Here is a 26,140-nt window from a genome sequence, read left to right as displayed (position 1 = left end):
GTCGTCGGCTTCGCATGCCTGGCGGTTAGCCACACACGCCGATTCCAATCCGTCTGATCGGGGTTGGATCTGCGCTGAGACCACGATCCGTCATGTCGTGCGCCTCGAAGCGGTGGCTGCGGGTCCCGGCCAGCCCGATGTTGTCCGGCTAGACTCGCCTGAGCGTTCGGACAGACGGGTGGACAATTGGGGTCGGACTCACAGCCAGATGACGAAGTCGAGCAGCTGCGGGAACGCTACCGCGAGCTGCTCGAAGAACTTCGCACGATCATCCCCGGTTCGCAGGTGTTGCTGGCCTTTCTTCTGACGGTGCCGTTCAGCTCCGGCTTCGACGACCTCGACGACCTCGGCCGCAAGGTGTTCACCGCCGTACTGCTGGGCGTCGCCGCGGCAACCGCGCTTTTCCTCGCGCCCGCGGTACACCACCGGACCGCCCCCGACGAAGACCGCAAAACGCGCCTACGTCTCGGTATCGCGCTCACCGTGGCAGGCATGGCCCTCCTGGCAGCATCGGTATCGGCCGCGGTGTTCGTCGTCACCCGATACATCTTCGACGACAACGCATGGGTCGGCGTGGCGAGCGGCGCCGCCGTGGCCACCTTCACGGCCACCCTGTGGTACGTGGTGCCACTCGTCCGTCTCCATCGGCGCCGCGACTAACCGGCCACCTTCAACGGTGACTCGACGTTCGAACAGGCAGATTTCAGTAGTAGTGGTGCAGATTTCCAGCAAGTTAAATTCGCAGGTCGAAGCACTTTTTTGGGCTCCGAATTTGGCAGTGAGCCTGTAATTTTCAGCTCGCCTCGGCAGTGGGGTCCACCTAGCCCAGAGTTCGATTGGGGTGAAGACGGAATCGGCAAACCAACGAATGTGGAACCGCAGGATTGGCCACCCGTTATCACTGCCTCGTGAGGACGCACGCCCAGACACGAGTCCGCCACCCTCATTCACCTGAGGCGAGGTCAGGCGTATAGAACTTCTTATAGGCGTTTCGTTTCACGCTCGATCCGGGGGCCACGTCTTCACTGGGAAGCCAGATGTCGGTAGATCGTGGGCGGGTGACGCCGAATCGGCGACGGTGTAACGCCGCTTGCCGCGGTCGTCGACCTTGTCGTACCTCGCCCGGCCAGCTGCACCCGCCTGGGCCGCGAGATAGATCCGCGCCGTCGGCCCATACAGGAGAGTCGTGCGCTACACCTGCGGGCCGACGACGCAAGCCATACTAGCCAGGCGAGAATTGGCCAGCGGCCACAGGATCGGGCTCGTCAGCCGCCTCCCGCTTCAACCGAAGGTGTGGTTGTCGTGTGTAACGACGGATCACTTCGGTGAGCTGTTCGCGGTGTTCCCGGGCGGCGTGGCTCGCCAAGGCGTGGGCAGCGGTGATGGCGCGGGCGTATTCGATGTCACGGGCTTCGATGCGTTGCCGATGTTCACTGCGCTCGGTGTCGAGGCGTTCGCGCAGGAGCCGGTTCTCTTCGCACAGGGCGTGGTGCTGGTCGCGAAAGAGGTCGCGCTCACCTTCGGCGCGGGCCTGGGCGATCCGAGCTGCTTCTACGGTATCGCGCATCTCGCTCCGCGCGGTTTCGGCTTCCGCGTAGATCTGGTCGCGCTCGGCCTCGGCCGCCACGACCCGCGCGGCGGCTTCCTGTTCGACGCGCGCGAGGCGGTCGCTGGCGTGCTGTGCTCTGGCGTCGGCTTCGTCGGCGGCGGCCAAGCCCTGCTCCGCGCGGGCGAGGGCGCGTTCGAGGCGTTTTGTCAGTGCGCGGTTGTGCTGTTCGGTATCGGCGCGGGCTTGTTCGGCGGCGGTGACGCGGCGGGTGGCTTCGCGCTCGATGTCGGCGATTTCGCGGTCGATGGCGGCTGGGTCGGTGAGGTGTGCGAACAGGTCGGTCACGTCGGCAGCGACGGCGGCGAGCTCGTAGCGCAACTGGGCGTAGCGATCCAGCAACGCCGACAGGTTGGTTTTGCCGTCGGTGACCGGTCGCAGTGACAGCTGGCGCAGGTCGAGCTTGGTGGCTTGGCGGTGGAGGTTTCTGCTGTGGCGCAGTGCTTTCTGGGCGGTGTGGTCGGGGTTGTCGCAGTAGCGGCGCGGGGCGCCGCGTTGTCCGGGGGCGCGTGGGGGCAGCGGCGTGTGGCAGCCGGGGAATTGGCACAGGCCTTCGGGTGGGCTGATCGGTGCTCCGGTGACGGCTTTCAGCACATGAGTTCCATTCCAATCCATTCCATTTCATTCCGCCGGTCGGGACGGAATGAAATGGAATGGATTTCGCTCGGTGCGGACGTCGGGGAAACGGAAAGGTCAGGCGGCGAGGGTGAGCATGCTGGCACGCACGCGTGGTAACCGTCCGGCGATGACTTGGGCGGCGGAGGCGCTGGCGGCGCGGTCGTTGTGGCCGTAGCGGCGGTCGGTGGTGGTGACCGATTCGTGCCCGGCGTCGCGGGAGACGACGAACAGCGGCACCCCGTCCTGCAACTTCCAGGAGATGCCGGTGTGGCGCAGGGTGTAGGGACTCAGCCGCTTACCGCACAGCGTGTTGACCGCGCTGCGTAGTAGGCCAGCAGCAGTTCGGGGTCCTCACCGCGCCACAGGGCCTTCTTGGTGAACAAGCTGAAGTCCCGGCGCGACAGCGCCTCGAGGCGGCGTAGCGCGGGCTGCCAGGCGTTCTTGTAGAAGTGGTAGGCGGTGACGGGTGTGTCGTTGCGGGTGTGGAACAGCAGCGCGTCGCCCGGACGCGCCAGATCCAGCCGCGCCACGGTTTCCAGCGGCACGTTGACCGTGCGGATGCCGCGTTTCGATTTCGGCTTGCCCAGCCGCAGGCGGGTGCCGTCGTCCTTCCATGCCTTGTTGATCCGCACCGCGCCGGTCTCGGGGTCGATGTCGCGCACCAGCAGCGCGCCGACCTCGCTGGGTCGTGCCATGGACACCAGCCCGAACTCGGCCTGCGGGCGCCACCGTTCGAGCAGCAACTGCTCGAACAGCTCCCATTCGTCGTTGGAGAAGATATCGATCTCCGCCGGATCGTGCCGAGGCAGCCGGGTACCCGCGCACGGGTTGTAGGGCAGCAGCGGTGTGGGGCGCTGCTCGACGGCCGCGCGCAGCGCGGCGCTGAGGAAGCCGTGCTTGTTGGCGATGGTCTTGGGTGAGTTACCCCGGTCCTGTTCGAGATAGACGACCCAGGCGGCGTCGGTGTCCTGGGTGACGGCGTCGATCGGGGCGCGTTCACCGAAGAACGGGACGATGTCGTTGCGGATGAACGCGCGGTACTTGCGGCGGCCGTCCTCCTGCACGCCGGTCATCCGGTCGATGTACCGATGCAGCCAGGTGGTGAGAAGGATCACATCGGAGCCGGACTCGCGTGTGGCTTCGAGGACCTTCAGCGCTTCCTCGATGCCGACCTTGTCGATGAGTGCGGCCCACCACTGGGCCTCGGCGTACTCATCGAAGGTTTCCGAGGATTGACGGCGCTTGCCGCCGGTGTCGCGGTAGTAGAAGGGGACCTGCCAGGCGACGCTGCCGTCGCTGCGGGGCCGCGGGCGGGGTGTGGAGGCCATGGTGAACCTTCCGGTTGTCGGAAGACACGTCGCCTCGAGATGCGGTTGATGACGGCGGTGATGACACCGGGCCTGCTCCAGGGTACCAACATTGCGGTTGACCTGGCTTTTACGTGGAGCCGCCTGGGGGAATCGAACCCCCGACCTTTTCATTACGAGTGAAGCGCTCTACCGACTGAGCTAAGGCGGCGTGCCTTGCGGCCAAGCGAGTCTATCGTCTTGCGGCCCGATCGCGAAAACGCGTGGTCACGGTCACTGTGCGCGGGCGGCGATGAGGGCGGCGGCCATGGCGGCGAGGGCGAAACGGGGTTTGACGTTCTGGTCGAGGGCTTCGCGGCAAGCGAGGACGGCCTCGATGGACTTCAGCAGGCCCTCGGGGCGCACCCGCTCGGCCAGATCGTGGATCTCGTCGGACAGGTCCGGGTGGGTGAGCGCGACGCCGGATCCGAGCCGGGTGGCGCCGAATCGGACGGCCAGTGCGTCCCGGTAGACGCCCGCCACATCGATCAGGGCGCGATCGAGCGCGTCACGGCCGGTGCGGGTCGCTCGCGACTTCTGCCGCCGCTCCAAGTCCTTGAGCACGCCCGCGGAGCCCCGGGTGGCACTCGCCGCGCCCTTGCCGGTGCCGCCGGCGCCCATCGCGGTCGCCAATTCCTCGCGCTCGCGTTCGTCGCGGGTCGCGCTCATCTGCTTGGCCTCGTCGTCGGCCGCGCGCACCAACTCGTCGGCGGCGGCGTAGGCCGCGCCGGGCTTGCCGACTGCGGTGACCAAAGCCAGGGCACGCTTGCGGCGGGCTCGCGCCTCCTCGTCGGTGGCCAGCCTGCGGGCGCGGCCGACGTGCCCGCCGCTGATGGCGGCGGCCCAATGCGCGGTCTTCTCGTCGAGATCGTCGCGTTCCCGCAGCACCCGCGCGATGGCGGGCACCGACGGCGTCACCAGGTGCACATGACGGCAGCGGGAACGCAGCGTGATGGAGATGTCCTCCGGATCCACCGAGGGCGCGCAGAGCAGGAACACCGTCCGGTCCGGCGGCTCCTCGACGACCTTGAGCAGCACATTGCCCGCAGCCTCGGTCAATCGGTCGGCATCCTCGATGACCACCACCTGCCAGCGCCCCGTGCTCGGCCTGCGCGAGGCGACCTGCACGATCTCGCGCATCTCCTTGGTGCTGATGCTCAGCCCCTCCGGCACGACCCGGCGAACGTCGCCATGCGTGCCCGCCATGGTCGTGGTGCAGGCGTGACACCTGCCGCACCCGGGTGTCCCCGGGTCGGTGCACTGCAACGCCGCCGCGAAGCAGAGCGCAGCGACGGATCTGCCGGACCCCGGCGGGCCGGTGAACAACCACGAATGCGTCATAGCGCCCTCGACCACGCCCCCGCGCGCCGCGACGGCGGCAGCCGTCAACTCGGACTCGACCGCCTCCTGGCCGACCAACCGATCGAAGACTCCCGCCACGCCGTCCACCCTATCCGCCCCGACCGACAGTTCACCGCGATCCTGGCAGGCCCCGGCCACACCGAGCAGCGCAGAAAGCGCGCTCGTACGGTGGTGCGGGTGACATTCGGCAGACTCCTGACTAGGAGACGCGCTGTGATGTGCTGTTCGCCCCGTCCAACGCCTCACGGATGATGTCGGCGTGCCCGGAGTGGTGCGCGATCTCCCGCAGGATGTGCAACACCGTGTAGCGCACCGACTGCCAGGTTCGCTCCGGCGTCCACGGCGCCGTCGGATAGGGGATCGAGGTGTCGAGGCTGTCCACCGAGCGAATCAGTTGGGCCGTCGCCGCGGCGACCTCGTCCCAGGTGGCCAGCAGTCCGGCCACGGTCTCCTCGGGCGCCATGACGTACTCGCCACCGAACTTCGAGACGTCCAGTTCCGCGTTCTCATCGCGCTGCACGATCACCGTGGTCCAGTGGCTTTCGCAGCTGACCAAGTGGTGCAGCAGGCCGCCGAGGGTCAGTTCGCTCACCGTGGTTCGCCGCCGCGCCTGCTCGTCATCGATGCCACGCAGGGTGATGCGGAAGAGCGCACGCTGGTCGGCGAGCATTGCGATCAGATCTTCGCGCTCCGGTTCGATACTCATGGCGCTCAGGCTACGGCCGATGCGACGAACCGAGAATTCACGACTTCCCGACGCCGGTCTTCTTGGTCGCCGCCTTCGACGCCGCGCTCTTCTTGGCCACCGTCTTCGTGGTGGTCGCCTTCTTGGCCGCTGTCTTCTTCGCGGGCGCCTTCTTCGCGGCGGTCTTCTTGGCCGTCTTCTTCACCGGTCCGCGCGCCCGCCGGTCGGCGAGCAGTTCCATGGCCCGTTCGGGAGTGATCGATTCGATCTCGTCGCCCTTGCGCAGCGTCGCGTTGGTCTCACCGTCGGTGACGTACGGGCCGAAGCGGCCGTCCTTGATCACCATCGGCTTGCCGCTGGCCGAGTCGGTGCCGAGCTCACGCAGCGGGGCCGCGCTCGAGGCTTGGCGTCCACGGCGCTTGGGCTCCGCGTAGATCTTCAGCGCCTCCTCCAGCGTCACGGTGAAGATCTGGTCCTCGGTGTTGAGCGAACGCGAGTCGGTGCCCTTCTTCAGGTACGGCCCGTAACGTCCGTTCTGCGCGGTGATCTCCTCACCGTTGGCCGGGTCGGTGCCGACCACCCGCGGCAGCGACAGCAGCTGGAGCGCTTCATCGAGCGTGATGGTGGCCAAGTCCATGGACTTGAACAGCGAGCCGGTGCGCGGCTTGGGCGCCGCGGCCTTCTTCGCGGTCTTCTTGGCCGGTTCCTGTCCCTCCTCGACCTGCGGTTCGGGCAGGATCTCGGTGACGTACGGCCCGAAACGCCCTTCCTTGGCGACGATCTCGTGCCCCGACTCGGGATCGATGCCCAGCGACCGGCCTTCCTGCGGCGTCGCGAACAGCTTCTCGGCGACCTCCGGCGTCAGCTCGTCGGGCGGGAGATCGTCCGGCAGATTGGCGCGCTGCGAGACCGAATTGCCCTCGGGGTCCTCGGGATCGGCGACCATCCGCTCCAGGTACGGGCCGTACTTGCCGACCCGGACGACGACATCGCGTCCGGCGGAATCGCTGAACAGCTTGATGGAGTTGATCTCTCGCGCATCGATGTCGTCGAGCCGCTCCCCCACCATCTTCTTCAGACCGCCGGATCGCGCGACCGAGCCTTCCACGCCGTGATCGCCGCCGAAGTAGAAGCTGGACAACCAGTTTCCGCGCTGCTCCCGTCCTCCCGCGATGGCGTCGAGGTCGTCCTCCATGGCGGCGGTGAAGTCGAAATCGACCAGCCTGCCGAAATGTTCCTCCAGAAGCCCGATCACGGCGAACGCGACCCAGGACGGCACCAGCGCGCTGCCGCGTTTGTAGACGTAGCCGCGGTCGAGGATCGTCTTGATGATCGACGAATACGTCGACGGACGGCCGATGCCGAGCTCTTCGAGCGTCTTGATCAGCGACGCCTCGGTGTAGCGCGCGGGCGGATTCGTGCTGTGTCCATCGGGGTTCAGCTCGACCGCGGTGACCGCCTGGCCTTGCTCGAGCGCGGGCAGCCGGGACTCGGCGTCGTCGGACTGACCGCCCGCCTCCTCGTCGACGCTCTCCACATAGGCCTTCAGGAAGCCGGGGAAGGTGATGGTGCGGCCCGAAGCGGAGAACACGCACTCCTCGCCGGTGCCCGCGACGCCGGTGATGCGCAGCGTCAGCGTGGTGCCCCTGGCGTCGGCCATCTGGGAGGCGACGGTGCGCTGCCAGATGAGCTCGTAGAGGCGGAACTCGTCGTTGTCCAACCGCGCGTGCAGTTGACCCGGCGTGGCGAAAGTGTCGCCTGCCGGACGGATGGCCTCGTGTGCCTCCTGCGCGTTCTTCACCTTGCGGTTGTATTGCCGCGCGGTCGGGTGCACGTTCTCCGAGCCGTAGAGCTGAGTCGCCTGCGCGCGCGCCGCGGCGATGGCCGACTCCGACAGCGTCGTCGAGTCGGTACGCATGTAGGTGATGTAGCCGTTCTCGTACAGTCGCTGCGCGACCCGCATGGTCCGCTCGGAGGTGAAGCGGAGCTTGCGACCGGCCTCCTGCTGCAGCGTCGAGGTCATGAACGGCGGATACGGCTTGCGGGTGTAGGGCTTGGCCTCCGCCGAGGAGACCACCAGGTCGGCGCCGTCCAGCGCCTCGGCCAGCCGCCGCGCGTAGCCCTCGTCCAGCACGACGACGCCGTTGCTCGCTTTGAGCTGCCCGTCCGATCCGAAATCACGCCCGGTGGCAACCCGAGCGCCGTCGACGGCGACCAGCCGCGCGCCGAACGTCCTCGGGTTGGCGGCGTCGCTCGCTTCGCCGTTACCGGCGTCCAGCTTGGCGGCGATGTCCCAGTACTCGGCCGAGCGGAACGACATCCGTTCGCGCTCGCGCTGCACGATCACCCGGGTGGCCACCGACTGCACTCGGCCCGCCGACAGCCGCGGCATGACCTTCTTCCACAGCACCGGGCTGACCTCGTAGCCGTAGAGCCGGTCCAGGATGCGGCGGGTCTCCTGCGCGTCGACCAGATCGTTGTCGAGGTCGCGGGTGTCCGAGGCGGCGGCCTGGATCGCGGGTTCGGTGATCTCGTGGAACACCATCCGCCGGACCGGCACCTTGGGCTTGAGCGTTTCCAGCAGGTGCCAGGCGATCGCCTCGCCCTCGCGGTCGGGGTCGGTGGCCAGATAGAGCTCGTCGGCGTCCTTCAACAGACTCTTGAGCTCGGTGACCTTGGCCTTCTTGTCCGGGCTGACGACGTAGATGGGTTCGAAGTCGTTGTCCACATCCACGCCGAGACGCGCCCAGGACTGGCCTTTGTACTTGGCCGGTACGTCGGCCGCGCCTCGCGGCAGATCCCGGATATGCCCGACCGACGCCTCGACCGTGTAGTTACGACCGAGGTACGGCGCGATCTTGCGGGCCTTGGTCGGGGACTCGACGATCACGAGACGACGCAGGGGACGGCCCTGGTCGGCTGCACCGCGGTCTCGTGTTGCCACCGGCGAATACACCTTTCCTTATCGACCCGCGCTGCGTTGTTTCCGCTGTGCGCGGCTGGGGTAAGCGGCTGCGACGGCTGTACATCGCCACCAGACACGTTTATACCGTGACGCCGCGTGTGGTCGAGTTGCTTGCGACTCGAACCACTGAGCGTACGCGCGTCAGTTCGAATCAGTATGCCTTGTCTGTTCGCCGCACTCTCGCCGCGTCGTGCTCGGCGGGCTGTTCCGCCAGTTCGCGCGGGCAGTGCTCACCCCAGATATAGCTCGTCCCCCACCCCGTTACCGGTGGTGAGGGACGAGCTGTGAATCTCGCGCCGCTCAGCTGAGCGCACGCACTCCGGTGGCCTGCGGGCCCTTGGTGCCCTGGCCGACCTCGAACTCGACCTTCTGGTTCTCCTCGAGGGTGCGGAAGCCCGAACCCTGGATCTCGGAGTAGTGGACGAAGACGTCAGCGGAGCCGTCCTCCGGCGCGATGAAGCCGAACCCCTTCTCCGCGTTGAACCACTTCACAGTTCCCTGTGCCATTCTGTTCCTTCTCTTTTCTTACCGGAACGGCGGACAACTGGGTTCGTCCACCGGGTCCGTTGTGACCGCTGTACTGTTGGTTCCCCCTGCAGGAAAGCACCAAGCACACCGTTCGCAACATCGATCCTGCTGACGGTTTGGACTTTGGATCCGTCCCTCGAACACAGAAGCTTGCGACCAGGAACCAGTGAACCATGTCTTCGGGCAATTCAACAGTCGAGTTACCGACAATTTGCAAAAAAGTTGATCTTGCGAATGTGCAGGTGAGGGAGACAATGGCGGAATCCGGACTTGGGGTCCGTTTGCCTGCTGATAACCGAGTCGACATACAGCAAAGGAGCTGTGACCCAGGTCGCTATTGGGTATCGAAATGGCAGGTGGACGTTCCCGGACGCACACGTTTCACACTTCCGGAGCGTGTTGCGGGGTTCTCATCGTGAATCCGGCGGACTCGGCGCCGCGTGCGCGGCTGCGAACCGGACTCGGCTACGGGGCATCGTTGCTGAATCGTGTCCTAGCCGGGGTCCCGGATGACGACCCCCGGCTGACCCATGTGGTCGAGCTGCCCGCCCGGGCCGCCGATCACGCCGGTTGGCCCGCTTGGGCATCGCCGGATGTGATTGCGGCATTACGCGACACGGGCGTCGACGCGCCGTGGCGCCATCAGGCGGAGACGGCGGATGCGGCGTTTCGAGGCCTGCATGTGGTCGTGAGCACCGGGACAGCCTCCGGCAAATCGCTCGGCTACCAGCTCCCGGTACTGACGGCGCTGCAAGCGGATTCGAAGGCCACCGCGCTGTATCTGTCGCCGACCAAGGCGCTCGGCGCCGATCAGCTGCGCGCCGTCGGCGCCCTGACTCACGAAGGCCCGTTGCGCGACATCCATCCGGCCACCTACGACGGCGACACGCCTGCCGAGATCCGGCAGTGGGTCCGCGCGAACGCGCGATGGATTTTCACCAACCCGGACATGCTCCACCTGGGCATATTGCGCTCACACCAGCGCTGGGCACGCGTGCTGCGCAGGCTGCGTTACGTGGTGGTCGACGAATGCCACGCCTATCGGGGTGTTTTCGGCTCACACGTCGCGCTGGTGCTGCGCAGGCTGCGGCGGATCGCCGCGCGGTACGGCGCCGATCCCGTGTTCGTGCTCTGCTCGGCGACCTCGGCCGAACCGGCGGCGGCCGCCGAGCGTCTGATCGGCGCGCCGGTCATCGCGGTCACCCGGGACGGATCGCCGCGGGGGCCGCGGACCGTCGCCCTCTGGGAACCGCCTCTGCTCACCGCGGTGACCGGCGAGAACGGCGCACCGGTGCGCAGGGCGGCCACCGCGGAAGCAGCGCGGATCATGGCCGATCTGGTGGCCGAAGGCGCGCGCACCTTGACCTTCGTCCGCTCGCGCCGGGCCGCCGAGCTGACCGCCATGGACGCCAAAAGACTGTTGACCGAGGTCGATCCGGACTTGGCCGCGCGCGTGGCGTCCTACCGGGCGGGATATCTCGCGGAAGATCGGCGCGACTTGGAAGCGGCCCTGTCGGACGGATCGCTGCTGGGCGCGGCGACGACCAACGCGTTGGAGCTCGGCGTCGACATCGCGGGACTGGATGCCGTGGTCATCTCCGGTTTCCCCGGAACGGTCGCGTCGTTCTGGCAGCAGGCCGGGCGGGCCGGTCGACGCACACAGGGGTCGCTGGTCCTGCTCGTGGCGCGGGACGACCCGTTGGACACCTACCTGGTCCATCACCCCGACGCATTGCTGGACAAGCCGGTCGAGGCCACCATCACAGATCCGCGCAACCCCTACGTACTGGGTCCGCAACTCCTGTGCGCCGCGCTGGAACTGCCGCTCACCGACGTGGAGGTGGACGAACTCGGCGCGCGCGAAGTGCTGGCGGAGCTGGCCGCGAAGGGGCTGATCAGACGGCGCGGCACCGATGACCGCGCGCGCTGGTACGTGACCGCCGAGACGCAGCCGCACGACGCGGTGGACGTCCGGGGCGGGATCGGCGCTCCGGTGGCCATCGTGGACGGCGAGACCGGCAGGCTGCTGGGTACCGCCGACGCGGCGCGGGCACGGGCGACGCTGCACCAAGGCGCCGTTCACCTGCATCAGGGCGAGACCTACGTGGTCGACGAGCTGGATCTCGACGACGGCGTGGCCTTCGTGCACGCCGCCGAGCCGGGGTGGACCACCAACGCACGTCAGGTGACAACGATCGCCGTCGACGTGGTGACCGAGCACCGCGCTCACGGTCACGTGACGGTGAGCCTGGCCGGGGTGCGGGTCACCAGCCAGGTGATCGGTTATCTGCGCACGCTGCTCACCGGGGAAGTGCTAGACCTGGTCGAACTCGACCTCCCGCCGCAGACACTGCCCACCAGGGCGGTCATGTACACGGTGACACCGGAGTTGTTGGCGCTGGCCGGGATCGAACCGCAGGACGTTCCCGGAGCGCTGCACGCGGCCGAACACGCGGCGATCGGACTGTTGCCCCTGGTGGCGACCTGCGACCGCTGGGATATCGGCGGCGTGTCCACCGCCGAGCATCCGGACACCGGGCTGCCGACCGTCTTCGTCTACGACGGCCAAGCCGGCGGAGCCGGTTTCGCCGAACGCGGGTTCGCCCGGCTACGACAGTGGCTTTCGGCGACCTTGGCGGCCATCGAGTCGTGCGGCTGCGCGGCAGGCTGTCCGTCCTGCGTGCAATCGCCCAAGTGCGGCAATGGGAACCACCCGCTGCACAAGGCCGCAGCGGGACGCCTGCTCACGGCCGTACTCGCCGAACTGTCCGCTGGTGAAGACGCTGCGCATCATTCGTGACGGGCCCGAGCCGGACATGTGACCAATTGTCGACCTTGCCAGCGAGCACGCTGGGAAGGTTGGGACATCTCCCAGTGGAATGACACCGCTTCACCTCTGCCGAATAAAAAGGAATACATTCATGTTAACTAGATCATTGCCACCGCCTCCATTGCGGACATGCGCATTCATTCGTTTTCCATATCCGGACTCGCGCGGGGAATTGCACCGAGGCCTTTTTTAACCGGCCAGTAGAATTACCGTTTCCCGCTACCGGAAGCGACGCGCGGGCGACTGTGTATCGAACTCTCTCACTCTTCGACTGGTCCGGCCCGCGCGCTCGCTAGAACGTCGCGACCTCCATACAGACCTATAGGTACATTCCTTTCGACAGTCACCATGGCGTCCCAATCCGCTACGTCGCACTCGCGGATTCGCGTGCCCATCCGGCGTGCCACCGCTGTCGCCTCGCCGCATGCGACGTCGACGCCTCCGACCAAAGCGCCTGCCGCGGCCAGCGCCGCCATATCCGCTGCTGCCTGCGCCCGATGCCGCGCCACCACCACGGCACCGATCTGGGCGATCAAGAGCGTCACCCCGATCAGCGCCACGAGCGCCAGGCACGCGAACACCGTGGCCAACCCCTCGTCAGCGGACATGTGGCGCCCGGCCCCAGAGGACGTGCGCTGTCTCCGCTCGAGCCGGGCGCTGCCCGCGACCTGCTCAGGTCCGGTTCCTCGGGCCATTCACGTCACCCCCGCTGTCATCCCGGACTCGTCTTCCCTGGTCGGGGCGTGTGCCGACACACTTCTTCCACTCCGAACAGCCACCCTCGGATCGGACTGCCCAGGGCGCATGGCGTGGTCGGCCACGTCGACGTGCAGCCTCCGCGCTCCACTCGCTCCTTCCGGCAGTACCGCGCCGACGAACCCGCCCCGACGTGATGGGCCGACGGACGTGAGGGAACGGACTGCCAGGACCACCTTCACTTCGCGAGCCCCGGTTCGAGGTTTGCGACCGCTTCGGCACGGAGCGTGAGCAGAGGCAGAAGCGGAGTTCGGGCGGATACCACGGCTATGGCACGAGCGCCGTCGGTGCGCAGGGCGATGTCGGCCGATGGTGGGGCGATGCGCTCCGCCGCCGGGAGGGCGTTCGCATGATCGCCGCGCGCCGCGAGGCGGGCCGCCTCACGGGCGGCGTCGACACAGCGGACCTGTGTCGACGCCGCCAGCAAAGCACCGAGACACAGCACGAGGGTCGCGAGGACCGCCGTCAGTGCAATCGCGGCCTCGATCGTCACCGCTCCCCGGTCGTCGCGCAGTCTCGGCGAGGCGCGACGCTGTCGTGCCGCGGCGACAGCTACACCGATGTGTTGAGCGCCCGGTCGATGATCTTCGTCAACGCGTTGACGATGCTGTCGCCTGTCACCACGCCGTAGAGCACGGCGCCGAAGGCCGCCGCCGCGATCGTGCCGATCGCGTACTCCGCCGTACTCATGCCGTCCTCCGCGACGACTGCCCGTAGCACCCGCGTCCGCAGGCCCATATATACAGCCCTTGGTATCCGGCCCACGGATCTCCTGACCCCCTCGATACGCACCCGATTCCTCCTTTCCGACCCGTGCGGCCCGTCCGCACGAGCACGCTTCTTCCGGGGCAGTGCGCGGCGCGAGTGCCACGTACCGCCGTCTCGAATCCCCCGCGCCGCCGATCAGGACGCCCGGATCAGGCGAACGCGCACCTCGCGCATCACCCGCAGGCACCGACGCCGTGCCCGGCGAAGCCACGGTGCGCCGCGTGGCTACAGAAGCCCGCCGTCGAGCACTCGGCCTGCCAAGCCGATGACCACCGGCACTATGCCCAGACAGACGAAGGCCGGGAGGAAGCACAGACCCAGAGGGCCGGCGATCAGGACGCCTGCGCGCTCCGCCTTCGCGGCCGCCGTGTCCTCGGCAGCCGACCTGCGCTGTTCGGCCAACTCCGTGACCGCGGCGGACAGTGACGATCCGGACCGCGCCGAACGGCGAGCCATCCGGGCCAGTGACTCGATCTCCTCGGCACCGGGTCGCCCGCGCGCATCCCGTGCGACCTGTTCCCAGGCCGTGGCGGCGTCGGCGCCCAGCGCGAGCAGGTCCGCCGCCCGGCGCAGTGCCGCCCCGAGCGGCTCCGGCGCCTCCGACGCCACAGTCCGCGCCGCCCCGGCCATGGGAAGCCCGGCGCGCAGGCAGGCGGCCAGCAGCTCCAGGACCGACGCCACAGCCAATGGATCGGTCTCCTGGTTCGTTCGGCGCGACGACTCGGCCGGTCCCTGGTGTGCTCGGCGGAGAGTACACCACCGTCGGTTCACGGCCACCCGTCCCGGCATGAGAGTCAGCGCAGCCGCCACCAGCAGCAACGGCAGTGCGGTCCCGGTTGTGATCACCATCAGCGGCCTTCCTCTCCAATGCTGTTGCAGAAGGTCCCTTCGCAGGACGTTCTGTCGGGCCGTGCGCGGCGGTGCCACCCGTGGATGCGGCGAGAACCACCCCTCGAACCGAAGCGCATGGTTGCCGTAGCCCAATCGGCCGACCCGGACCGGCAAGGGAAAACGCCTTCATATCAGCGCCTTTCGGGTGATCACATCGGTCCACAGCAGGCCCGTGCAGGCCAGGCCCGCGCCGAGCGGCAGCAGCACCGTCCCCACGGACGAGGCGAACAGGACGTCCAGCGGCGACGCACCCATCATCTGGCCGAGTGCGATGCCGAGAAACGGCAGGCAGGCCAGCACCGCCGCGGTGGCGCGTGGGCCGGCCAGCGCAGCCGTGGTACGGCCGTGAAAGCGAATGCGCCCCATGAGATCCGCGCGAGCGGCCGACAGCAACTCGGCCAGTGCCAGACCATGCTGCTCGGCCATCCACCAGGCGCCCGCGACGCGGGAAAGTTCGGCGGCGACAGAGGAAACCGGTCGGCGCAAGCCCTCCGCCGCCGAGCCACCGAGCCGGCTGCGCGCGGCCGCGACGGCGAACGTGCGCGCCGACTCGCCCTGCACCTCCCGTGCGGCGGCCTCTGCGGCGGCGCTCGGATGCGCCCCCACGCGCAATTCGGCGATCACGGCTTCCAAGGCTTCGAGCAAGTGCCCACGCTCGACGTTCCTGCGCCGGTCTCGCGCCGCCCGGCGGGCTCGCAACCCCACCGTTCCGGCGACCATGCCGGCCGCGACGGAAGGACCTGGCCCGAGGAGGACGAACGCGACCACGACGCCTGCGATCGCACCGGCGCGAAACCAGAGTCGCCGTTGCGGCATTCGATACGCGACGTGCGCGGTGAACAGCTGCCCGAACCGGCGCCGGGACCGTGGCGCCGGAATCACGACCAGCGCCAGCGCGAGGCACACCACCGCCCCGCTCATCGGTCGAGCCGCTCGGCGAGCAGGTTGGACAAGTCCGCGGCGGCCGGGGCCGAACCCGTCTCGTGCCAGGCGGGCGTGATCCGCACCCGTCCCTCTCCGGTGCGGTGCACGAAACCGATCTCGCGCAGGCCACGCGAGCCGTCGGATCGGCGGTGCACGTGCAGGACGACCTGCACCGCGGCGGAGAGTTGGCTGTGCAAGGCCGCTCGGTCCATGCCCCCCAGGGCGGCGAGGGCTTCCAGACGGGCGGGGACCTCGTGCGACGAGTTGGCGTGTACGGTCCCCGCTCCTCCGTCGTGACCGGTGTTCAACGCGGTCAGCAGGTCGACCACCTCGGCTCCCCTGACCTCGCCGACCACGATCCGGTCCGGCCGCATGCGCAAGGCTTGGCGGACCAGATCGCGCACGGTGACCTCGCCGACACCCTCCACGTTCGCGGTCCTGGCGACCAGGCGGACCACATGTGGGTGCGGCGGCGCCAGCTCCGCCGCGTCCTCGACGCAGATGATCCGCTCGGACGGGTCCACGGTGGCGAGTAACCCGGACAACAGCGTCGTCTTCCCGGCTCCGGTGCCGCCGACCACCAGGAACGCCAGCCTGGCCCGAATGATGCGCTCCAGGAGAAGTTTCGCGCCGGAGGGTATCGAGCCCGCCGCGGCGAGCGCGGCGAGCCCCTGGGTGGCCGGACGCAGCACGCGCAGCGACAGGCAGGTGCCGCCGTGCGCGACCGGCGCGAGGACCGCGTGCAAACGAACGCCGAACGAATGTCCGAGCGCCGCACCGGGTCCGGTCAGCCGGCCGTCCACCCACGGTTGCGCGTCGTCGAGTCGTCGCCCCGCCGACAGCGCCAGGCGCTGTGCCAGCCGCCGGACCGCCGCCTCGTCGGAGAAGGTGATGGAGGTCTTCTCCAAACCGTGGCCTCGATCGATCCACACCGCGTCCGGGGCCGTCACCAACACGTCCGCGACGTGGGGATCGTGCAGCAGCGGTTCGAGGACACCCGCGCCGGTCAACTCGGTCTGCAACAACCGCAGGGCACGCAGCAGGTCTGTGTCACCGAGCACCCCGCCTGCCTCGGCGCGGATCGCGGCGGCGACCTGCGCCGGATCCGGATCGCCGGTCTCGGTGGCCAGTCGCTCCCGCACCCGATCCAGCAGCTCGCTGGTCAGTATCGCGCTCATCGCCGCCTCCTCACCGCCGGTGCCCGGGTGGAGCGTTGAGCACGCCGAGCACGGCATCGGCGGCATCGCGCAGGGGCCCGCGCCTGCGGACCGAGACCCCGCCGCGCTCCAGACGGTGCGCCAGACCGGTCTGGGCGCGGACGGCGGCGAGCAGCGGGAGGTCGAGCACCTCGGCGACCTCGGCTCCACGGAGGCCACCGGGCGCAGGTCCCCGAACGATCAACCCCTGGTTCGGGTTTCGCCGCGCGATGTGCGCGGACACCGCTTCGGCGGCGGCGACCGCCCGCAGGCGCGCCGGGACGACCAGCACTACGAGATCCGCCGAGTCGAGCATCTGGTCGGCATGCGGCCCGCGCTCACCGGAAATGTCGCAAACTACGAAATCGCCTGCGGCACGGCCCGCTTCGATAACCGCGCGGATTCCGGCCGAGCCGAGCTCGCGTGGCAATCGTCCCGCACCGCAGCGCCCGCAGGACAACACGGCCAACCCGGGCGCGGCGATGGGCAGGGCGCCGTGCAGCGCGGCCGCCGACACGCGCCCGTCCTCGACCACCAGGTCGGGCCAGCGCAAACCCGCTGTGTTCTCGATACCGAGCAGCAGGTCGAGGCCACCGGCGAAGGGTGCGCCATCGATCAGCAAGGTTTCGCGCCGGAATCCCTCCGCGGCGGCGCGCAGCCCGACCGCGACGGCGAGGGTGGATGCCCCGGCCCCGCCGCCCGCCCCCGCGACGGCGACAACCACGCCGTCGCCCGCACGCTGCTCGCCGTACTCAGCAAACATCTCGATAAGCCCCACGGCAGCACCGGGCAGGGCGATAGCCCGCTGCGCGCCGACCGAGGCGGCGGCCTGCCAGTCGAGCAAACCTGGCTCACCATCGGTTACCAACACCACGCCGGTCCGGCGCAGGTAGCCGGCGGCTGCCGCCTCCCGCGCAGAGGCGGTATCCAGGATCACCAGCGGAGCGCCCGTCCAGGCGTGCCTGCCGACGGGTTGTGTCCGCTCGTCGAGAGCCCGTTCGGCGGCCGCCGCGATACGCCGGACTTCGTCACGGAGGCGGTCGTCATCGATGAGCACGAGGGCGGGCGGTGGCGCGCTCGGCTCCGATGCTTCGAGGTTCATGCAGGTCAGCGTCGCTGAATGCGGGTAGGGAGAGAAGGCGCAGTATGCCGAATGTGGATAACCCGCGGGCTGTGGACAACTATCCGCCTGCGCGGCCTACCGAAGCGTCCCCGAAATAGAGGACGGCCCCAGCCGGGGGGGGAGGAGGCTGGGGCCGTCGGGGTTCAGCCCCGGGGGGTCGGGCTGAACGCGCCTGGACCATGTCCAGGTGCCAGCAATACTACACCCAAGCCCCGCCCACAACGCAAGTCCGCCGTTGGACATCTTTGCGGCCGTCACAGCCCCGGCGTCTGCGGGGCAAACTTCATCGATGCGCCGACGGCAGCGGCCCCGCCGCCCGGAACACCGCGTGCCCAATGGACGCGGCCGAAGTCCTTCCGCCGCCCACATCGGCCCGAACGAAGGCAAGGCAGCCACTCGACAGGCGTGACGGGGTCCGTGCACAACATGCCGAGGCCGCTTCGAGACAAGGCCGCCGTGAAGCCGACGTCGACAGTCCGCACCGCGCCGAAACAGCCGGTCGAACTCCGCCGCAGCCCGAGCCGAAGGCGCGCCCCCTATCCTGGTCAGGTGGACAACTCAGCCACGGGCGGCCGCGTCGCCGCCTTCTTCGATCTGGACAAGACCGTGATCGCGAAGTCGAGCACGTTCGTGTTCAGCAAGCCCTTCTACGCGCAGGGGCTTTTGAACCGCCGCGCCGTCCTGGAGAGCAGCTACGCCCATTTCCTGTTCCTGCTGTCGGGCGCCGACCACGACCAGATGGAACGGATGCGCGCCCACCTGACCAGCATGTGTGCCGGCTGGGACGTCGAACAGGTCAAATCCATCGTGGCCGAGACACTGCACGAGCTGGTCGATCCGCTGATCTACGCGGAGGCGGCCGACTTGATCGCCGACCACAAGATCCGGGGTCACGACGTGGTGATCGTGTCGGCCTCCGGCGAGGAGATCGTCGGCCCGATCGCCGAGGCGCTCGGAGCCTCGCACACCGCGGCCACCCGGATGGTCGTGGCGGACGGCAAGTACACCGGCGCGGTCGAGTTCTACTGCTACGGCGAGGGCAAAGTCGCCGCCGTCGAAAAACTCGCCGCCAGTGAGGGTTACGACCTGTCGCGCTGCTACGCCTACTCCGACTCGATCACTGATCTGCCGCTGCTGGGCGCGGTGGGTCACCCCACCGCGGTCAACCCGGATCGCAATCTGCGCCGCGAAGCCACCGCGCGCGGCTGGCCGATCCTGACCTTCTCCAATCCGGTGTCGTTGTGGTCGCGCTTCCAGGCGCCGTCCTCGACGACGCTCGCGGCCACGGCCGCGGTCGGCCTGAGCGCGCTGGTGGCCGGGGCGATCAGCTACCGGATGCTCCGTCGGCGACGCTGAGATCGGGCGCCCCGAACGGGGCGTGAACACCGGTCGCCGGATGCTTGCCGAGGGATTCGCCGACTTAGCGGAACCGGCAAGAGACCAGGCATTTAACCACGAAACGCCGAGAAACACGCCGATTATGCAATGTTCTATCATCCCTTGATGTGAGTGCAGTCACAGTGTAGAAAGGTAACTACGGAGGGACGGAAGGCCAAGGCAGCACCGGAAGAGAAGGTACTGTCTCCCGACCATCCTTCCCAGCACGGACACCAGGCACCCACGCGGAGCGCGCCGCGACAAGGGCAGAAGCGTTGTGGGCCTGCGAGATTCGGATAGTCGACGGCGAGGGCCTCGCACAGGTTGCGGGGATGAACCGGCGATGTCCGGATTGTCGCCGAGGCCGCAGAACACAACCCACCACAGCACGCTTGGTAACCGGGTAGTCCGTGCTAGCGGGCGGTGAGGTCGACAGACAACGCCGCCCGCTTTGACGTGTACGGGGGGTTATTTCACCGCCGAGTCGGCGATCGACGTGGCCTCGCGCGCACCGTCCTCGAAAGCCCCGCAGCAGAAGATCACCCAGCCGCCAACGGCCTCCGGATCCCCGGTCCCGAACCCGGCGGCCGCGTCCAGGTACGCCTGCCGCCTGCGCAACCAGAACACCTCCGGCACGCCGAGGCTGTGCGGATCCAGCCCACTGGACACCGCGACCAGCCGAGAGGCCGCCCGCGCGACCACGCCGTCGGCCGTTCCGAACGGACGCAGTGCCAGTAGCTCACCGTGTACTACGGCGGCCAGCACGGGCGCGGGCGCTCGCGAACCGACCACCGTCTGCGCCAGCAGGTCCAGCCGCTGCGCCACGCCCGCGTCGCCGCGGGGTCTGCCCAGCGACTCTTCCTGCTCGACCAGATCGGCCGCGGCGAGCAGGTGTAGCCGCGCCAACGCTTGCAGTGGAGCGCGCTGCCAGGTGCTCACCAGATTCCGCAGCGCGTCTCCGTCCAATGCCTGGCCCACGCGCAGCGAACCGGCCAGAATCGGGTCCTCGACGCGTCCGTCGACGGGGATGTCCGTGCCGCCGCCGTCGATGGCCGCCGAGGACCGGGCCGCACGCACCGCGGCCTCGGCCGCCGTGGTCGGCCACCCACGCCGGTTCGCTTTGTGCCGGTGTACCTCGGCGAGCGCGTCGCGGGCGCGGTCGGCCGCGTCCCGGACACCGGGAAGATCGACGAGGGGCTGCAGCGGATCGGTCACGGCATACGAGGCTACTTGCGCCCGCGGGGAACGGTCCGCGCGCCTGTCTCGCCTAGCCGGCCAGCAGATCGCGGCCCGGGATCGCGTCGAGCAGTTTGCGCGTGTATTCCTGCTGGGGATCGTCGAACACCTCGTCGGTCGTCGCCGCTTCGACCACCTTGCCGCGTTGCACGACCAGCACGTCGTCGGCGATCTGCCGGACAACGGCCAGGTCATGGGTGATGAACAGGTACGCCAGCCCAAGCTCGGCCTGCAGTTCGTCGAGCAGCCGGAGGATCTGGGCCTGCACCAGCACGTCGAGCGCGGACACCGCCTCGTCGCACACCACCACCTCGGGCCGGAGTGCGAGGGCACGCGCGACCGCCACGCGCTGACGCTGTCCTCCGGACAGTTCGCTGGGATAGCGCCGCATGACGCCGGCGGGCAGCGCGACCTTGTCCAGCAGTTCCCGTACGGTCGCCTCCCGCTCCTCGGGCGTCCCGATGCGGTGGGTTCGCAACGGCTCCTCGATGGTGCGGTAGATCGTGTACATCGGGTCGAGCGAACCGTACGGATCCTGGAAGATCGGTTGCACCCGACGCCGGAACGCGAACGCGTCCTTGCGGTTCAGAGTGGCCACGTCCTTGCCGTCGAACCTGACCGCGCCGGAGGTGGGCGCGAGCAGACCGAGCACCATCTGCGCCACCGTCGTCTTGCCCGAGCCCGACTCTCCGACGATCGCGGTGGTCGATCCGCGCCGCAGCCGGAACGACACATCGTCCACGGCGACGAACTCGGTCGATTTCCACGGCGCGCGCTCGCGGATGCGAAAGGTCTTCTTCAGGTGTTCGGCTACCAGCACCTCGTCCGTGATCACCGTGTCGTCCGCGGCCACCTGCTCGGCCCGTACGTGGATCTCGGCTCGGCGCCGCACTGCCGACCGCCGCTGTGCGGCCAGCGAGGGCGCTGAACTCACCAGCCGCTTGGTGTACAGGTGCTGGGGATCACGCAGAATCCGCAAGGCGGGGCCGGACTCCACGACGCGGCCGCGATACATCACCACCAGATGTTCGGCGCGCTCGGCCGCGAGGCCCAGATCGTGGGTGATCAGCAGGACCGCGGTGCCCAGTTCGGCGGTGAGCCGTTCGAGATGGTCGAGGATCTGCCGCTGCACGGTCACGTCGAGCGCCGAGGTCGGCTCGTCGGCGATGAGCAGCTTGGGCCGGCAGGACAAGCCGATGGCGATCAGCGCGCGCTGGCGCATGCCGCCGGAGAACTCGTGCGGATATTGGTTCACTCGGCGTTCGGCGTCGGGCATCCCCGCCTCCTCGAGCAACTCCACCGCGCGTTTCCTGGCGGCTTTGCCCTTCGCGACGCCATTGGCCTCCAGCGTCTCGCGGATCTGAAATCCGATCTTCCATACCGGATTCAGGTTCGACATGGGGTCCTGCGGGACCAACCCGATGCCGCTGCCGCGCACCGCGCCGATCTCTCGCTTCGAGGCAGCCGTGAGGTCCTTACCGTCGAACTCGATCGAGCCGGAGGTGATCCGGCCCGTGCCGGGCAGCAAGTCGATGATCGCGTGCGCGGTAGTCGACTTCCCCGAACCCGATTCCCCCACGATGGCCACGGTCTGCCCCGGATAGACCGACAGGCTGACGTCCCGCAAGGCGGGCACCGGTCTGCCGTCGGCGGTGAAACTCACGTTGAGATCGGTGATCTCCAGCAGCGGCCGCGCCGACTCACTCATCGCTTCCTCGCCTTCGGGTCGAGGGCGTCCCGCACGGCGTCGCCCAGCATGATGAAGCTCAGCACGGTCAGCGCCAGCGCCGTCGCCGGATAGAACAGGATCGCCGAGGTGCGGATCTCCTTCTGCCCGGTGGCGATGTCCGCGCCCCAGGACACCACCGTGCGCGGCAGCCCGACGCCGAGATACGACAGCGTCGCCTCGGTGACGATGAACACGCCCAGCCACAGCGTGGTCACCACGATCAGCGGTCCCGCCGAGTTCGGCAGCACATGGCGCAGCAGCGTCTGTATTCGCGAGACCCCCAATGCTTTCGCCGCCGTGACGTAGTCGCTGTTCTTCGCTTGTATCACGGCGCTGCGGGCGATCCGCGCCGCCTGCGGCCAGGTGAACGAGGCGAGGATGACGATCACGGTCCAGATCGTGCGGGCCTCCAGCAGCTGCATGATCACGATGGCGGCCAGCATCAACGGGATCGCGAAGAAGATCTCGGCCAGCCGGGAGACGATCGAGTCCAGCGGCCCGCCGTAGAAGCCCGCCAGCGCGCCGAGCGTGCCACCGACCAGCACGAACAGCAGCGTCGCGCCGACCCCCGTGAGCACGGATGCCCTGGCACCGTACACGGTCCTGGCGTAGATGTCGCAGCCTTGCTTGTCGAAACCGAACGGATGGCCGGAGCTGCGCGGGTCCATGCTGAAGTCGCCGTTGCAGTAACGCGGGTCCTGATCGGTGAACGATCCCGGCCAGATCACCACGATCAACACGAACACGATCAGGACGGTGGCGACGAGGAAGATCGGGTTACGCCGCAGCTGCCGCCACGCGTCGCGCCAGATACTGGTCGGTGGACCGGCGTCCAGCACGGCGTCGGTGGCGAGTACCTCTACCTCGTCGGGCGGTGCGACGAAGTGTTCCTGGCCGCGGCGCTGGGGGCCGTCGCTCTTGGTCACCTCAGGCATAGCGGATCCTCGGGTCGAGTGCGGCGTAGAGCAGGTCGACGATCAGGTTGGTGATCAGGAAGATGACGATCAGCACCGTGACGAAGGAGACCACGGTCGGCGGCTCTCCCCTGATGATGGCCTGATACAGCGTGCCGCCCACGCCGGGAATGTTGAAGATGCCCTCGGTGACGATCGCGCCGCCCATGAGGGCGCCCAGATCGGCGCCGATGAACGTGATCACCGGGATCATCGAATTGCGCAGGATGTGCACGGTCACGACACGCGGCCTGGCCAGGCCCTTGGCGGTCGCGGTGCGCACGTAGTCGGCGGACATGTTCTCCGCCACCGAATTCCGGGTCAATCGCAGGACATAGGCGAACGAGAGCGACCCGAGCACGAAGGCCGGCACCAGCAGTTCGCCGACCGTCGCCTTTCCCGAGACGGTCACCGGAGCGATCCCCCACTTCACCCCGAGCAGATACTGCGCGAGGAAGCCCACCACGAAGACCGGAACCGCGATGATGATCAGGCTGACCACGAGCATTGTCGAATCGAACAGCTTGCCCTTGCGCAGCCCGGCGACGAGCCCGAACAGGACGCCGAAGACCGACTCGATCAGAACCGCCATGATCGCCAACTTGATGGTGATGGGAAAGGCGCGGGCCAGCTCGTCCCGCACCGGCCTGCCGGAGAAGGCGGTGCCGAAGTCCAACGTGAGGATGCCCTTCAGGTAGAGCAGGTACTGCACGATGAACGGCTCGTCGAGGTGGTAGCGCGCACGCAGTTGCGCCTCGACGGCGGGCGTCATCGGTTTGTCGCCGGCCAGCGCGTGGATCGGGTCGCCGGGAACGAGGAATACCAGGGCATAGATGAGCAGCGTCGCCCCGAGGAAGACGGGGATCATCTGAAGCAGACGCCGCAGGACATACCAGGCCATTACGCCTCCGGGGTCGGTGCCGCCGCGCACCGGGCCGGGCGCGGCGGCGAGCGGCTACTTCTCGATGTTCTCGAAGTCGAACAGACCGTTCCAGGCGAGTTCGGCCTTCCGCACTCGATCGGAGCGGCCCGCGGCGGCGACGTAGTCGAACACCGGGATGTCGGCCATGTCCCTGATCAGCAGGGCCTGTGCCTGAGCGATGATCTTGTAGGACTCTTCCTGGGCCGGGGCGGCCTGGGCGGCATCCAGCAGGCGGTCGAACTCGGGATTGTTGTAGTCGACGTTGTTGGTGTCGGAGTAGCTGTAGTACTGCGAGGTGAGGAACTGCAGCATGGTCGGGTAGTCACCCTGCCAGCCGTAGCGGAAGGCCTTGCCGATGCTGCGCGCGTTCACCTCGTCGCGGATGTTCTTGAACGTCGGATACGGCGTGCCGACGGCGTCGATGCCGAGGGTGTTCTTCACGCTGTTCGCCACCGCCTCCACCCAGGCCTGGTGGCCGCCGTCGGAGTTGTAGGCGATCTCGTAGCGGCCCGACCACGGCGAGATCGCGTCGGCCTGCGCCCACAGTTTCTGGGCCTCGTCCGGGTTGTACTTCAGCACTTCCGAGCCGGGGAGGTCGGGCTGGAAACCGGGCAGCGTGCTCGCGGTGAAGTCACGCGCCGGAATCCGGGTGCCGTGGAAGATGTTCTGCGCGATCTGTTCCCGGTTGATCGCCTTCGAGATCGCGCGCCGCCGCAGCAGCCCTTCCTGGCCGGAGAAGTGCGCGACGTTGGACTGGATGCCGATGTGCTGGTTCTGCGCGGTCGGCTTGGTGATCGCGCGGTCGCCGAGATCCTGTTGGTAGGAGGTGAGCGCACTGTCGGGCACGGTGTCGAGCGCGTCGAGGTTGCCCGCCTGCAGGTCCGCGTAGGCGGTGTCGAAGGACTGGTACATCACGAACCGCAGCGCTTTGTTCTTGGCCGCTCGGCCGCCGGGGTAGTCCGGGTTGGCCACCAGGTCGATCTTGACGTTGTGCTCCCACGCCCCGGGCCGGGCGAATTTGTAGGGGCCGTTGCCGATCGGGTTCTCCCCGAATGCCTTGATGTCCTTGAACGCGACCTCCGGCAACGGGTAGAACGGCGCGTATCCGAGCGCGGTCTCGAAGTCGATCGAGGGGGCTTTCAGCTCGATGGTGAACGTGCGGTCGTCTATCACCTTCAGGCCCGACATCGTCTGTGCGGTCGGCTTTTCCGCGGAGACCTCGTCGAAACCGACGATGGGACCGAACACATAGCTCTGCAACTGCGCGTTCGCGCCGAGCGCGCCGTAGTTCCACGCGTCGACGAACGACTTCGCCGTCACCGGGCTGCCGTCGGTGAATTTCCAGTTCGGCTTGATGGTGACCCGGTAGTTCTTTCGATCCGTGGTCTGGATCGACTCCGCCATCTCGTCGTGCGCCTTGCCGTTGGCGTCGTAGTACTTCAACCCAGCGAACAGCCGGTCGACCACGCGCCCGCCCATGTTCTCGTTGGTGTTGGTGGGCACCAATGGATTCTGCGGCTCGCCTCCGTTGACGGTGACGATGTCGGCATCTGCGTCGTCGCCTGAGGAACACGCGGACAGTCCCAAGCTCGTGGCCAGCACGACTGCCGCGGTCAGCGCCATCGCTCTGTGGAATTTCAACGCGTCCTCCCGGTGCGAGAAGGGGGGAGCCGGGCGGCACCCGCGCGAGGTCCATCAGCGCATGCCGACACGATCCCCCTGTGTGGTTGGCAGAGTAACCACCGCCGCGGGCACTGTCATCTGATTGATCCGAGTTCGTCGCACTTGTTACCGATCCGGCAACATCGCCGAAACACCCCAAGTTTCGTGCGGAAATACTCCTGCTGCCGGAACATTGCCTCCGTCGAGGGCGGAACAGGAACACCGCGTGCGGGCCGTCCCCGGCGGGCACGGGCATCGGCGTGCTGGCGGAGACACCCTCGGCACAAGCGCACGCGGCGTAGGTCACAGTTGATTACTGTCGAACTCGGCTGCGAAGAATCGAGCGCTCAGGCTACGTGGAAAGAAGAGACGAGATGACTGAAACCAGCGCCGACCACAGGGACTCGTATCCGCCCACCGCGGAGTTCGCGGCGGCGGCCAACGCCGATGCCGGGTTCTACGAGCGGGCGGCGGCCGATCGTGAAGCGTTCTGGGCCGAGCAGGCGGGGCGGCTGCACTGGCACGAACCGTTCAGCCAGGTGCTGGATTGGAGTGACGCGCCGGTGGCGAAGTGGTTCGTCGGCGGCAAGCTCAACGTCGCCTACAACTGCGTGGACCGCCACGTCCTCGACGGCCACGGCGACCAGGTCGCCATCCACTGGG

Annotated in this window: 23 protein-coding genes and 1 tRNA gene; 4 read left to right on the top strand and 20 right to left on the bottom strand. The window is 68.0% G+C overall.

Translation table 11 applies throughout. The annotated features are described in order from the left end of the window. Window positions 1-186 precede the first annotated feature (186 nt). The gene (locus tag M8859_RS19675) at window positions 187-660 is read left to right on the top strand and encodes a DUF6328 family protein (RefSeq protein WP_249644654.1); all 474 of its coding nucleotides are present in this window, start codon (window positions 187-189) and stop codon (window positions 658-660) included. A gap of 562 nt (window positions 661-1,222) precedes the next feature. On the opposite strand, the gene M8859_RS19670 is transcribed toward M8859_RS19675, so the two are convergent. The 8 genes from M8859_RS19670 to M8859_RS19635 all read right to left on the bottom strand — a co-directional run bounded on the left by M8859_RS19670 (window position 1,223) and on the right by M8859_RS19635 (window position 9,089). Beyond that, window positions 1,223-2,200 (bottom strand): coiled-coil domain-containing protein, encoded by a 978-nt coding sequence (locus tag M8859_RS19670; RefSeq protein WP_249644653.1) that lies wholly within the window; start codon window positions 2,198-2,200, stop codon window positions 1,223-1,225. Between the two features lie 99 nt (window positions 2,201-2,299). Beyond that, complete coding sequence (locus M8859_RS19665) at window positions 2,300-2,473, bottom strand: hypothetical protein (RefSeq protein ID WP_372492922.1); 174 nt, start codon at window positions 2,471-2,473, stop codon at window positions 2,300-2,302. A 38-nt stretch (window positions 2,474-2,511) separates the two neighbouring features. Beyond that, the gene (locus tag M8859_RS19660) at window positions 2,512-3,552 is read right to left on the bottom strand and encodes a tyrosine-type recombinase/integrase (RefSeq protein WP_249644652.1); all 1,041 of its coding nucleotides are present in this window, start codon (window positions 3,550-3,552) and stop codon (window positions 2,512-2,514) included. A 114-nt stretch (window positions 3,553-3,666) separates the two neighbouring features. After that, window positions 3,667-3,742: transfer RNA gene (locus M8859_RS19655), tRNA-Thr, on the bottom strand. A 62-nt stretch (window positions 3,743-3,804) separates the two neighbouring features. Then, window positions 3,805-5,010 (bottom strand): DNA polymerase III subunit delta', encoded by a 1,206-nt coding sequence (locus tag M8859_RS19650; RefSeq protein WP_159924486.1) that lies wholly within the window; start codon window positions 5,008-5,010, stop codon window positions 3,805-3,807. Window positions 5,011-5,131: 121 nt separating this feature from the next. After that, window positions 5,132-5,638: a mycothiol transferase gene (locus M8859_RS19645; RefSeq protein ID WP_249644651.1), complete on the bottom strand. Its 507-nt coding sequence runs from the start codon at window positions 5,636-5,638 to the stop codon at window positions 5,132-5,134. Window positions 5,639-5,675: 37 nt separating this feature from the next. Beyond that, window positions 5,676-8,561, bottom strand: coding sequence for a type I DNA topoisomerase (gene topA / locus M8859_RS19640; RefSeq protein WP_443678228.1), 2,886 nt, complete (start codon window positions 8,559-8,561; stop codon window positions 5,676-5,678). A gap of 321 nt (window positions 8,562-8,882) precedes the next feature. Then, window positions 8,883-9,089 (bottom strand): cold-shock protein, encoded by a 207-nt coding sequence (locus M8859_RS19635; RefSeq protein ID WP_011206895.1) that lies wholly within the window; start codon window positions 9,087-9,089, stop codon window positions 8,883-8,885. Between the two features lie 436 nt (window positions 9,090-9,525). On the opposite strand from M8859_RS19635, the gene sftH reads away from it, so the two are divergent. Next, window positions 9,526-11,910, top strand: a complete 2,385-nt coding sequence (sftH, locus tag M8859_RS19630; protein WP_321212448.1) for a DEAD/DEAH box helicase — start codon at window positions 9,526-9,528, stop codon at window positions 11,908-11,910. Window positions 11,911-12,200: 290 nt separating this feature from the next. Here the strand turns inward: sftH and M8859_RS19625 are convergent, their stop codons facing one another. The 7 genes from M8859_RS19625 to ssd form a co-directional block, all read right to left on the bottom strand. Continuing rightward, window positions 12,201-12,548 carry an Rv3654c family TadE-like protein gene (locus M8859_RS19625; protein ID WP_249644725.1) on the bottom strand — a complete coding sequence of 116 codons (348 nt, stop codon included), beginning with the start codon at window positions 12,546-12,548 and terminating at the stop codon, window positions 12,201-12,203. 326 nt (window positions 12,549-12,874) lie between these two features. Further along, window positions 12,875-13,189, bottom strand: coding sequence for a TadE family type IV pilus minor pilin (locus M8859_RS19620; RefSeq protein ID WP_249644650.1), 315 nt, complete (start codon window positions 13,187-13,189; stop codon window positions 12,875-12,877). A 59-nt stretch (window positions 13,190-13,248) separates the two neighbouring features. Beyond that, the gene (locus M8859_RS19615; RefSeq protein ID WP_159924475.1) at window positions 13,249-13,434 is read right to left on the bottom strand and encodes a DUF4244 domain-containing protein; all 186 of its coding nucleotides are present in this window, start codon (window positions 13,432-13,434) and stop codon (window positions 13,249-13,251) included. A 255-nt stretch (window positions 13,435-13,689) separates the two neighbouring features. Continuing rightward, on the bottom strand, window positions 13,690-14,313 hold the full coding sequence (locus tag M8859_RS19610; protein WP_159924473.1) for a type II secretion system F family protein: 624 nt from the start codon (window positions 14,311-14,313) through the stop codon (window positions 13,690-13,692). A gap of 168 nt (window positions 14,314-14,481) precedes the next feature. Then, the gene (locus M8859_RS19605) at window positions 14,482-15,276 is read right to left on the bottom strand and encodes a type II secretion system F family protein (RefSeq protein WP_159924471.1); all 795 of its coding nucleotides are present in this window, start codon (window positions 15,274-15,276) and stop codon (window positions 14,482-14,484) included. Further along, complete coding sequence (locus M8859_RS19600; protein WP_159924469.1) at window positions 15,273-16,457, bottom strand: TadA family conjugal transfer-associated ATPase; 1,185 nt, start codon at window positions 16,455-16,457, stop codon at window positions 15,273-15,275. The genes M8859_RS19605 and M8859_RS19600 overlap by 4 nt, the downstream gene beginning before the upstream one ends. Before the next feature lie 10 nt (window positions 16,458-16,467). Further along, window positions 16,468-17,577, bottom strand: a complete 1,110-nt coding sequence (gene ssd / locus M8859_RS19595; protein WP_249644649.1) for a septum site-determining protein Ssd — start codon at window positions 17,575-17,577, stop codon at window positions 16,468-16,470. Between the two features lie 570 nt (window positions 17,578-18,147). Here ssd and M8859_RS19590 point away from each other — a divergent pair. Beyond that, the gene (locus M8859_RS19590) at window positions 18,148-18,954 is read left to right on the top strand and encodes an HAD-IB family hydrolase (RefSeq protein ID WP_159924465.1); all 807 of its coding nucleotides are present in this window, start codon (window positions 18,148-18,150) and stop codon (window positions 18,952-18,954) included. 489 nt (window positions 18,955-19,443) lie between these two features. Here M8859_RS19590 and M8859_RS19585 read toward each other — a convergent pair whose 3' ends face one another. Genes M8859_RS19585 through M8859_RS19565 form a run of 5 tightly spaced genes read right to left on the bottom strand, consistent with a single transcriptional unit; the run spans window position 19,444 to window position 25,438 of the window. Continuing rightward, window positions 19,444-20,190, bottom strand: coding sequence for a Fic family protein (locus tag M8859_RS19585; RefSeq protein ID WP_159924462.1), 747 nt, complete (start codon window positions 20,188-20,190; stop codon window positions 19,444-19,446). Window positions 20,191-20,242: 52 nt separating this feature from the next. Then, complete coding sequence (locus tag M8859_RS19580; protein ID WP_249644648.1) at window positions 20,243-21,919, bottom strand: dipeptide ABC transporter ATP-binding protein; 1,677 nt, start codon at window positions 21,917-21,919, stop codon at window positions 20,243-20,245. Then, window positions 21,916-22,875: an ABC transporter permease gene (locus M8859_RS19575; protein WP_159924458.1), complete on the bottom strand. Its 960-nt coding sequence runs from the start codon at window positions 22,873-22,875 to the stop codon at window positions 21,916-21,918. Before M8859_RS19575 ends, M8859_RS19580 begins: the two co-directional genes overlap by 4 nt. Beyond that, a complete protein-coding gene (locus tag M8859_RS19570) occupies window positions 22,868-23,794 on the bottom strand; it encodes an ABC transporter permease (protein WP_159924456.1) in 927 nt (308 codons plus the stop codon). The genes M8859_RS19575 and M8859_RS19570 overlap by 8 nt, the downstream gene beginning before the upstream one ends. Before the next feature lie 54 nt (window positions 23,795-23,848). Beyond that, complete coding sequence (locus tag M8859_RS19565) at window positions 23,849-25,438, bottom strand: peptide ABC transporter substrate-binding protein (protein WP_159924793.1); 1,590 nt, start codon at window positions 25,436-25,438, stop codon at window positions 23,849-23,851. A gap of 413 nt (window positions 25,439-25,851) precedes the next feature. On the opposite strand from M8859_RS19565, the gene M8859_RS19560 reads away from it, so the two are divergent. Continuing rightward, window positions 25,852-26,140, top strand: a 289-nt coding sequence (locus tag M8859_RS19560; RefSeq protein WP_283779869.1) for an acetyl-coenzyme A synthetase N-terminal domain-containing protein, incomplete at its 3' end; no start/stop codon positions are given.

It is taken from the genome of Nocardia sputi (assembly GCF_023501985.1).
The sequence above is the reverse complement of the archived record's forward strand: the minus strand, read 5'-3'. Positions and strand labels throughout refer to the sequence as shown.